Origin of the sequence: Winogradskyella sp. A2 (assembly GCF_046762865.1) — a bacterium.
In the GTDB taxonomy this organism is placed as follows: domain Bacteria; phylum Bacteroidota; class Bacteroidia; order Flavobacteriales; family Flavobacteriaceae; genus Winogradskyella.
In genome coordinates, this window is record NZ_JBKQXM010000001.1 from 115264 (window position 1) to 127000 (window position 11737).

The 11737-nt window shown below is 34.2% G+C and carries 5 protein-coding genes and 1 tRNA gene; all 6 read left to right on the forward strand.

From position 1 onward, the window contains the following. Nucleotides 1-80: 80 nt before the first annotated feature. The 6 genes from dnaE to ACFWV9_RS00590 all read left to right on the forward strand — a co-directional run bounded on the left by dnaE (nt 81) and on the right by ACFWV9_RS00590 (nt 11735). Nucleotides 81-4466 carry a DNA polymerase III subunit alpha gene (gene dnaE, locus ACFWV9_RS00565; RefSeq protein WP_411893283.1) on the forward strand — a complete coding sequence of 1462 codons (4386 nt, stop codon included), beginning with the start codon at nt 81-83 and terminating at the stop codon, nt 4464-4466. A 114-nt stretch (nt 4467-4580) separates the two neighbouring features. Continuing rightward, a complete protein-coding gene (gene trxA / locus ACFWV9_RS00570; RefSeq protein WP_411893284.1) occupies nt 4581-4898 on the forward strand; it encodes a thioredoxin in 318 nt (105 codons plus the stop codon). Between the two features lie 67 nt (nt 4899-4965). Then, entirely contained in the window at nt 4966-5895 is a 930-nt protein-coding gene (locus ACFWV9_RS00575) for a DUF58 domain-containing protein (RefSeq protein WP_411893285.1), read from the forward strand. A 76-nt stretch (nt 5896-5971) separates the two neighbouring features. After that, a tRNA-Asp gene (locus tag ACFWV9_RS00580) sits at nt 5972-6045 on the forward strand. A 415-nt stretch (nt 6046-6460) separates the two neighbouring features. After that, complete coding sequence (locus tag ACFWV9_RS00585) at nt 6461-11278, forward strand: LamG-like jellyroll fold domain-containing protein (protein ID WP_411893286.1); 4818 nt, start codon at nt 6461-6463, stop codon at nt 11276-11278. 286 nt (nt 11279-11564) lie between these two features. Continuing rightward, nucleotides 11565-11735: a hypothetical protein gene (locus tag ACFWV9_RS00590; protein ID WP_411893287.1), complete on the forward strand. Its 171-nt coding sequence runs from the start codon at nt 11565-11567 to the stop codon at nt 11733-11735. Nucleotides 11736-11737 lie beyond the last annotated feature (2 nt).

Here is an 11737-nt window from a genome sequence, read left to right on the forward strand (position 1 = left end):
AACTGTTTATAACTTCATTTTATTAAAGTACCATTATTTATTAATTTTAAAGTTCTGATTTTTTACATCAAAAGAACTCTATGTATTTAATATTTGATACCGAAACTACAGGTTTGCCAAAGCGTTGGGATGCACCAATTACAGATACGGATAACTGGCCTAGAGCTATACAAATTGCATGGCAGTTGCACGACTCAATGGGTAATTGCATTGAGCATCAGGACTATTTAATTCAACCTAATGGATTTAATATTCCATTCGATGCGGAAAAAATCCATGGTATTTCTACTGAATTGGCGCAAGAACAAGGAGTTCCTCTAAATAAAGTATTAAATAAATTCAATGATGCATTAAATAGAGCAAAGTTTGTTGTGGGTCAGAATGTGAAATTCGATCTTAATATAATGGGTGCTGAGTTTGTTAGAGAGGATATTGTTAACCAACTTCAAGAACTACCGGTTTTAGATACTTGTACAGAACATACTGCAGTACTGTGTCAACTTCCAGGAGGAAGAGGAGGTAAATTTAAGTTGCCTACTTTAACTGAATTGCATGAATATTTATTTAATCAACCTTTTGCAGAAGCTCATAATGCTACTGCTGATGTAGAGGCCACTACACGATGTTTTCTCGAATTAATAAGACGAAGAGAATACACAAAAGAAGAATTAGATGTTCAGCCAGATTACTTTCAAGAGTTTTCTGAAGTCAATCCTAAGCCAGTTGAACTAATTGGTTTAAAACATATTAATCTAAAACGTGAAAGTGCAAAGATAAATGAGCGATTGCAAAAAGAAGAATCTGAAACCGTTTCGATTGAAACGAGTCAAGAGACAAAACAACAATTAGCCAATGTTGATTTTATTCACCTTCATAATCACTCTCAGTTTTCAATTTTACAATCTACAATTAGTGTTAAAGATTTAGTTGAAGTTGCGGCCAAGGAAGAAATGCCTGCCGTGGCATTAACAGATCATGGCAATATGATGGGAGCATTTCACTTTGTCAGTGCAGTTTCCAATCATAACAAAAATGTTAGGCAACAACATAAGATTGCTGAAGAAAAGGGTGAAGAAAAAGAAGGAAAAATCATTAAACCAATTGTTGGTTGTGAGTTTTTTGTTTGCGAGGATCATAAGGACAAGACTAGAAAGGATAACGGCTATCAGATAGTGCTTATAGCGAAGAATAAAAATGGCTATCATAATTTGGCAAAGCTGTCTTCAGCAGCATTTACCGATGGATTTTACTATGTGCCTAGGATTGATAAGACATTGATTGAAACATACAAAGAAGATTTAATCTGTCTTACAGGAAATCTTTATGGTGAAGTACCGAGTAAAGTACTTAATGTTGGTGAAAATCAAGCAGAAGAGGCATTGATCTGGTGGAAAGCGACTTTTGGAAATGATTTATACATTGAGTTAATGCGTCATAATCAAGAAGACGAAAATCGTGTAAATCAAATATTAATTCAATTTTCTAAAAAACACGATGTAAAGTTGGTGGCTACAAATAACACCTATTACGTTGAGCAAGAAAATGCTAATGCCCACGATATTTTACTTTGTGTAAAAGACGGTGAAAAACAAAATACACCAATTGGAAGAGGAAGAGGCTATCGTTATGGATTGCCCAATCAAGAGTATTATTTTAAGTCTTCAGAAGAAATGAAGGCGCTATTTAGGGATATTCCTGAGGCCATAATTAATATTCAAGAGGTTGTTGAAAAAATAGAACCATACCAACTTGCGCGAGATGTATTACTTCCGGCATTTGATATACCAGAAAAGTTCAAGGATTCACAAGATTTGGAGGATGGAGGTAAAAAAGGTGAGAATGCTTACTTAAAGCACTTAACCTATGTTGGTGCCAAGAAACGCTACGGTGAAATAACTCCAGAAATTAAAGAACGAATAGACTTTGAGCTAAGCGTAATTGAAAATACAGGATATCCAGGTTATTTCTTAATTGTTGAAGACTTTATAAGAGAAGCACGTAATATGGATGTGTCTGTTGGTCCAGGTCGTGGTTCAGCAGCAGGATCGGTTGTGGCTTATTGCCTATGGATTACAAATATAGACCCAATTAAGTATGACCTACTTTTTGAGCGGTTCTTAAATCCAGACCGTGTTAGTATGCCAGATATTGATATAGATTTTGATGATGAGGGTCGAGGTAGAGTTATGCAATATGTAATAGATAAATATGGAGCTAATCAAGTAGCTCAAATTATTACATATGGTACAATGGCGGCAAAGTCTTCTATAAGAGATACGGCACGTGTATTAGATTTACCTTTAAATGAAGCTGACCATATTGCCAAGTTAATTCCAAATATGTCAAAATTGGGTAAAATATTTGGCAAAAGTGAAAAGGAACTAGCACAAAAATTTAGACAAGAAGAACTACTAAAGGTCAATCAACTTCTTAATATATCAGAAGGTGATGATTTACAGGCTGAAACTGTTAATCAGGCAAGAGTTTTAGAGGGTTCGGTTAGAAATACAGGTATTCACGCCTGTGGTGTAATTATTACACCAGGTGATATTACAAACTACGTACCAGTAGCAACAGCCAAAGACTCTGACTTGTATGTAACCCAATTTGACAACTCCGTTGTAGAAAGTGCTGGTTTGCTGAAAATGGATTTCCTTGGTCTTAAAACCCTGACACTAATAAAAGACACCGTTAAAATTGTAAAAGCAAAACATGGTATTGAATTAGATCCAGAGAATTTTCCATTAGATGATGAGAAGACATATGAATTATTCCAAAAAGGAGAAACTGTAGGGATTTTTCAATATGAGTCACCAGGAATGCAAAAGCACATGAAACATTTAAAGCCAACGGTTTTTGATGATTTAATTGCTATGAATGCCCTTTATCGTCCTGGTCCGATGGAATATATTCCAAGCTTTATTAATCGTAAACATGGTAAGGAGGAAATCATTTATGATTTACCTGAAATGGAGGAATACCTAAAGGAAACATATGGGATTACGGTTTACCAAGAGCAAGTAATGTTATTGTCTCAAAAACTTGCTGATTTTACCAAAGGTGAAGCAGATGTGCTTCGTAAGGCAATGGGTAAAAAGCAGAAATCGGTACTTGATAAAATGAAACCTAAATTCATTGAGCAAGCCGCAACAAAAGGAATGGACAAGGAGAAGCTTGAGAAAATTTGGAAAGACTGGGAAGCCTTTGCAAGTTATGCGTTTAACAAATCGCATTCAACTTGTTATGCATGGATAGCCTACCAAACTGCGTATTTAAAAGCACATTATCCTGCCGAATATATGGCAGCTGTGCTTTCCAATAATATGAGTGATATTAAGTCTGTTACGTTCTTCATGGAAGAATGTAAGCGAATGCGTTTGCCTGTTCTTGGACCATCTGTAAATGAAAGTTATTATAAGTTCTCAGTAAATAAGGACAATGCCGTAAGATTTGGAATGGGTGCCATTAAGGGTGTTGGTCATGGGGCAGTTAAAACTATTGTTGAGAATAGAAAAGAAGATGGAAATTATAAATCCATTTTTGATCTAGCTAAACGGATTGATTTAAGAGCAGCAAATAAAAAGTCTTTTGAAGGATTGGCTAATGCTGGTGGATTTGATTGTTTTGAAGGCACGCATCGTGCGCAGTATTTTGCACATGATGGAGATGGGATAACATTCCTAGAAAAAGCTATTAGGTTTGGTGCTAAGTATCAAGAGAATGAAAACTCTGCGCAAGTAAGTCTTTTTGGAGATTCCAGTGATGTTCAAATAGCAGAACCACAAGTGCCACCATGTGAAGATTGGGGTACCATGGAGAAGCTTTCGCGTGAGAAGGAGGTGGTTGGCATTTATATTTCTGGTCATCCGTTAGATGATTTTAAAATTGAAATGCAAACGTTTTGTAATGGAAATATTTCAGTTTTTAATAATCTTGAAACGATTCTCAATAGAGAAATCACTTTTGGTGGAGTGGTTACAGATGTTCAACACAGAGTAAGTAAACAAGGTAAAGGATGGGCTCTATTTACAATTGAAGATTATACAGATAGTCATGAGTTTAGGATTTTTGGAGAGGATTATTTAAAGTTTAGACACTTTTTTGTCATTAATTCTTTCGTTTATGTTAGAGCTTATGTTAAGGAGGGGTGGACAAATAGAGAAACAGGTAAAAAAGGAGAGCCGCGTATTCAGTTTAACAACTTCCAGTTATTACATGATGTAATGGATACCTACGCGAAAAAATTGTCAATACAATTAAGTATAAATGATCTCGGCGAGAATAAAATATCTGAACTAGAAGAAATGATTAAAATGCACAGTGGTAATCATGCATTAAACTTTGTGGTTTATGATAATTCAGAGAAGCTAAAACTTAATATGCCAAGTAGAAAACAAAAGGTTAAGATTTCGCAAGAATTATTGAACGAGCTAAAAGAAAGTGACATAAAATATAAATTGAATTAGCATATAACCAACCAATAGTTGCATTGTCAAAACAAATATAGCCCATGTAAGGATTGGCATTTTTTTTGACTAATTTTGTATAATTAAAGTAGAATACAATAAATAGTAAATATTATGGCATTAGAAATAACAGATGCAACGTTTGAAGAAACAGTATTAAACAGTGATAAACCAGTAATGGTAGATTTTTGGGCAGCTTGGTGTGGACCTTGTCGCATGGTAGGACCTATTATAGACGAAATAAGCAAAGAATATGATGGGAAGGCTGTAGTTGGTAAAGTAGATGTAGATTCTAACCAAGAATTTGCTGCAAAGTATGGTGTTAGAAACATCCCTACTGTATTGGTGTTTCAAAATGGAGAAGTTGTTGGACGTCAAGTAGGCGTAGCGCCGAAAAACGCGTATGCAGACGCTATTGATGCGTTATTATAAACGATACTCTAAAAGAAATGATAAAAGGTTTGTCTATACGGCAAACCTTTTTTAGTTTCGGTATGTCATGGATTTACGATCAGAATTAAATAAAGTAGGCGGATTTAAGAATCTAGAGTTGCTTGCAAAACAGGTTGTAGAGGGATTTATTGCTGGAATGCATAAAAGCCCTTTTCATGGTTTTTCTGCTGAATTTGCTGAACATAAAATTTATAATCATGGCGAAAGTACTAAGCACATTGATTGGAAATTATACGCAAAAACCGACCGATTATATACCAAGCGTTATGATGAAGAAACAAATCTAAGATGCCATCTCATCGTAGATAATAGTAGTTCTATGCACTACCCAAAGTCGGCTGGAGCCACAATAGATAATCTGAATAAAATCGCCTTTTCAGCACTAGCTTGTGCATCTTTAATGAATATACTTAAAAAGCAGCGCGATGCAGTGGGCTTGAGTATTTACAGTGATGACTACAATTTTTATTCACCTGAGAAAGGTAGTGAACGCCATCATCAAATGTTGCTAACAAAATTAAGTGAATCAGTTGTCGCAAAATCAAATAGCAAGACTACAGAAACATATAGATATTTGCACCAAATAGCAGATAAAATTCATAGGAGGTCGCTAATTTTTATTTTCACCGATATGTTTCAAACATCAGAAGATGATGAGAAGTTGTTTGAGGCACTGCGACATTTAAAACATAATAAACATGAGGTCGTTCTGTTTCATGTTTTTGATAAGGAAAAGGAACTCTCTTTCAATTTCGACAATAGACCAAAGCGTTTCATAGACATTGAAACAGGAGACTTTATTAATCTCTATCCTGACAATGTTAAAGATAATTATGAAAAGGCCGTGGCAGACTACTTCAAGAACCTAAGATTAAAATGTGGTCAATACAGAATAAAATATGTTGAAGCCGATATAAATTCAGGGTTTAATAATATCCTTACGACCTACATGATAGAGCGACAAAAATTTGTTTAGATAAATACCTATTTTTTCTCTTTTTTGTTTGTGAAATTAAAAATGCAATGTATATTTGCCCTCGCAATTACGCAACGGTCTGGTAGTTCAGCTGGTTAGAATATCTGCCTGTCACGCAGGGGGTCGCGGGTTCGAGTCCCGTCCAGACCGCAAAAAGCTTCTCCATAAGAAGCTTTTTCAATATTAAGACGTTGTGTTGTGCTCAGATTAATTCTGAGACGTAGTAGAAATCCAATAAAATTGGATATTTACCAATGAAAGGCTTTCCTTTTTTCTAATAGAAAATCGGGATGCTTTTTTGTTTTGAGACTATGCTTCTCTATAAAATGTTAAAAAAACATGTAATTCAACGAATATAAAAGCATTTTAACGATAAAATATAATATTATTGTTATGTTCGTTACTGTAACTATTTGAATAACCCTTAATTATAAAAAAGTATGTAATAATGATTTGAGAAAGTCCCCTAAGATTAACCGCTATGAAAAACTTTATCCTAACAAAAAGTTTTAAATTTCTATTTACCCTATTTTTGTTTCTCCCATTTTGCGTTCAAGCCCAAGTAATGCATATAGAAATTACAGGTGGAGCAACCGTAACTCAGGGTTCAACAGTTACAGTGAATTCTGGTAACTTTATTCAGTTTACAATAACAAATGTAGAAACTAATAACTGCAAGAAATTAAAGATCAAGGATGTTGATATTTCTAATACAACCGATTTTGATATTAACCCAAACAATCCAAAACGAAATATAAAACCCGCAACTTGTAATGGTGGCTGGAAATATTTAGATTTTGACATTACTAAAATATCGGGCTCATGTAGCTACGCCAGTACTTTAGTCACAGTTGAGATAAGGAATCAACCCGATTTTACTTTTACTCTTGAGTTTAACGGTTCGCCCGAGATCTATGTTTTAGGAGGAGATCCATATACTGATATTTTTAATGGCGATACTGCAACTGACGAGGCGAATGGAACTTTTTTTGGTGTTGTAGATGAAGGCGCTTCTGAAACCAGAACTTACATAATAGCTAATATTGGTAGTTGTCCTTTAGATATTAATGCATTAAGCAGTTCTAATGGAGATTTCGTAGTATCATCACCATATCCTATTCCATTTATTGGATTAGATCCCTATTACTACATAATTTTCAATGTCACATTTACAGCTCCTGTTGGTGGCACCGGTGTACAAACTTCAACTATAACTATTGATAATACAGATACGACAACCTTTACTTTTAATGTAGAGGCAGAAATGTTTAATGAAAATATTCCAGGACCTGGTGGAATTACTGCAGATTTTAGGCTTTGGTTAAAGGCTACAAGAGGGATTAACGAAACAGCTTCAAAAGTTTCTGTCTGGAAAGATTTAGGCACAAATGGTAAAGACGCAATACAACCAGTAGGAACAAATCAACCTACTTTTTTAGATGATGCAACTTCAAATATTAATTTTAACCCAGTTGTAGAGTTTGAGAATGATGGGGCAACTATTGAGCAGTTTCTATACAATACAACAAATGGTTTTTATAGTCAGGATATTTTTATTGTAATGATCCCTGATGCTACAATTGACAATACTTCGACCCGAAATACAATTTTTGCTGGTACTTCTTCTGGTAATGCCAACGATATAACAGGAGTTGGATTAGGAGATTATTCTACTGAATTTAATAATGAAGTTATTTCTTATAATCAAGATGTAGCAGGAGGAGGAAATTTTAATGGTTATGCAGAACTAAATTCATCCTATGCAAACGCCGGAATAATAAATATTAGAAACAATGATCCAACTACTCCAACGGGACAGGATATTTTATATAATTCAAATCTTTTGACAACCTCAAGTGTAGATGATATTGCCTTTGCAAATGTTGGTACACCTGGGCCTCCAGTTGTACTTGGGACACCATATTGGATAGGTAAAAACTTTGATCAACAAGGAAGTCTTAATGGTCGAGTCGGAGAGATTTTTACGTTTGCTGAGCGTGTATCTGATGCTGATAGAAACAAAATAGAATCTTATTTAGGTGTTAAGTACGGCATAACTCTAGGACTAAACCAAGAAGCTACTAAGGATTATATAAATTCCTTTGATACAAAAATTTGGGATATTACTGCAAATAGTGGATATAATTATCATGTTGCAGGTATTGGCCGTGATTCTATTTCCGACTTAAACCAAAAGCAATCAAAGACACTTAATATTTTAAACGAGGTAACTATTGGTTTAAATAATATTTACGCTACAAATAGTGAAAACCCAAATGAGTTTAAATATGATGGAGATTTTTTAGTTTGGGGAAGCAATAATCTTGCTTATAATGGTTCTAGTACAAATACAATTAGTCTAGATAATGCAATAACTACTACTTTAACAAGAATAGATAGAAAGTGGAAGATAGTTGAAAGTAAAGAAAATATAGATGGTGATGTTGGTTTTGTATACCTCTCTGTTCCTGAAGCAGCATTTTCAGGTTTTGCAAAAGGTGCAAATGAGGAATATGCATTAGTTGTTTCTAGTGACGATACATTTGCAAATGATAAAATAATTGATGTTATACCTCTAAAATCTGATGGCTCAGGGAATCTACAAGTATGGTACGATTTTGATACGACTAAGTTCTTTTCATTTGCAAAAGCGCAACAGACTGCTGCTGATTATGCCATGAACATAACATCTGGAAAATATTTGGTAGGTGAATCTAGCTTAAATTTAAACAGTGATAATTTTACAATTTCTGCTTGGGTAAGAAGCAACCCTACTAATCAGATTAGAACTGTCATGTCTAAGGGTGATAAGTTACAATTAAGGTTGAATGCCTCAAATCAAGTAGAAGTTCTTATTGACGATGCTACCACACCTAGGTTTACATCTACAATTCAGATTAGTGACAGTAATTGGCATCATTTAACTTTTGTTTATAGAAGTGGTACAATATTCTTATATATAGATGGTATTTTAGATAAAACTGAACTTGATGTAGTTGCGCCATCGCCTAACTTCAATAGATTCGCCGTTGGTGCATTATATTTAGATAAATCTAATATTATCAATCCATTACTTGGTGAGGTAGATGAAATTTATGTTTGGGATGTTCCATTGACTCAGGATCAAGTGAGGTATTTGATGAATCAAGAAATAGAACGATTAGATATTTTAGGTGTAGATTATGTGTCTGGTAAATCATTACCAGGGAATTCAGATAGCAATCTGGTAAAAGATGTTACTTGGAGTCATTTAAGAGCATATTATAATTTTAATTCTTTTTATGGTTCAACCACAGAAGGACAAACTGATGCACGAAACTTTCTTAGAATTAACTATTTATCAAACAACAAAGAAGTTGTAGAAAACCAAACAGCACCATTACCTTATGTTACTGCCTCCAGTGGTTCTTGGGATAATGCCGCAACTTGGTTGAATAATTCTGTTCAAGCTATTCCTAATACTTTAGGGTTAGATGGAGCTACAACTATTGATTGGAATATTGTAGAAATAGATCATGATATTTCTTCTGGCGATAGAGATATAGAGCTATTGGCATTAACTAATACTACTAAACTTACTTTGGCAAATCCAAATGAGAGTCTTGATGAAAATAATTCAGGCCATTCGTTAACTGTTACGAATTATCTCGAAATAGATGGTGTTATAGATTTGGTAGGTGAATCTCAACTTATACAAACGGAGGGCAGTATTTTAGATGCTGATAGTGGTGGTTTTATAGAACGTGATCAGCAAGGAACTGCAAATAGCTTCAACTATAATTATTGGTCGTCGTCTGTGGGTCCTATAGTGGGTAACGTTGTCACTAGAGGAACAGGAGTTGCCTTAGCAGGACAAAACTCTAGTTTAGAGGATGTTTTATTTGATGGAACAGACTCATCCGCATATCAAAATATTAATTTTGACTCTTCTGCTTTTGCTTCAGATGGAGGTGTTTCAGACCCAATTATAGTAAGTGCTTACTGGCTATATGAATTTTATGGCCCTACGGATGATTATGATTCATGGAACTCAATTAATGAAACATCGAGTATTTTGCCGGGTGAGGGCTTTACTATGAAGGGTTCATCTGGTGCTGCAGATATTCTGAACGATTTTCAAAATTATGTATTTAAGGGACTTCCTAATAACGGAGATATTACAATAGCATTGAATAAAAATGTAACAGCTCAAAACCCGTCGGGAAATGTAGATAGGTTAATAGGTAACCCTTATCCTTCTGCATTAGATGTATCCCAATTTATATTGGATAACATGAGCGTTGCAGATGGAGGTAATAATGAAAACGGAACCATATTTAATGGTGCCATTTATTTTTGGGATCACTTTGGAGAGGAAAACTCCCATTTCCTTGGTGACTATGTAGGTGGTTATGCTACGAGAAATTTATTAGGTGGTGTTGCTGCCATTTCAAATGAAGCATTAATAAATAATACTTCAGATGGAGGCAATCCTGCCACAGGTACAAAAATTCCAGGCCCATATGTGCCTGTAAATCAAGGCTTCTTGGTTTCTACTGCACTTGATGGTTTTGATAATGAAAATGAAACACTAATATTAACAGTAGATGGAGGTGATGTCGTATTTAATAATGGACAAAGAATTTTTGAGCGTGAGTCTGTTGGTAATTCATTATTTATGAAATCAAACTCTTCAGACCTAAACACTGAAACACAGGTAGAAGATACACCTATGATCAGGTTGATTTTTAAATCACCAACAGGTTTTAAGCGTGAGGTAGCTATAGGTCTTGATCCAAATGCTTCAAATGAGTTTGATCTTGGTTATGATGCTTTTCTTGCCGATTTAAACCAAGAAGATATGTATTGGATTGTGGAGAATAACAAATTTGTAATACAAGGAGTTAACAATTTTAATATTAATCAAGAATTTCCACTAGGGATTGAGATTGCAGAGTCAGGAGTATTTGCCATTAAGTTACAAAGCATTGAAAATTTAGATCAAGACTTACCTGTATATGTTAAAGATAATTTAACAAATTCTACATTTCAGCTAAACAATGGTAATTTTCAGTTATTCTTAGATAGTGGTAATTACGAAAATAGATTTTCAATAACCTTTGACAGTCAGGAGAACCTTTCTACGGATAGTAATGATTTTAATGAAAACTCGATTAAGTTGTTTTTTAAATCTCAAATTGAGTCTATAGGGATATTTAATCCAAACAGTTTATACATTTCTGAATCGATAATATATAGTATTACTGGTCAAGAAGTTTTGAGAATTCAGTTGAATAGTTCAGACAGTTTGAATTATATACCTGTTAGTATAGCACGAGGAACTTACATTATGAAACTTAATACTGATAAAGGTATTAGGTCTAACAAGCTAATTATAAACTAATTACAAAACAAAACAGGTATTACATCGATAAAAAATAGCATTTTATCGGTAAAATTCTTTTTTTTAATGTTTATTATTATATATTTGAAGTCCTTCTTAAGCCCTCAAATCACTTATCAAGGAAAAATTAATTCATTTTACTTTTAACAATCAAACATCCCTCGTTTGTTAGTACGATTTTAGGCATGGCCTACAATAGTTAATTATCCATACCCTTCCCTCATTGTAACGATTGTCGTTACACAATTTAATGTTGACTATTTACTTAACCCTAAAATTTAAACTTATGAAAACCCTAAAAATTACTTTGACTTTAGTAGCAATCGCTTTGCTAACTGTTTCAGGAGTACAATCGGAAGATATTGTCGCTTCAGAAAATAGTGATAAGAATCAACCTGCAAAGATTGATTTATTAGCAAGTGGAAAGAAAAAGACCGAATTGCCTACACAAGGATAAAA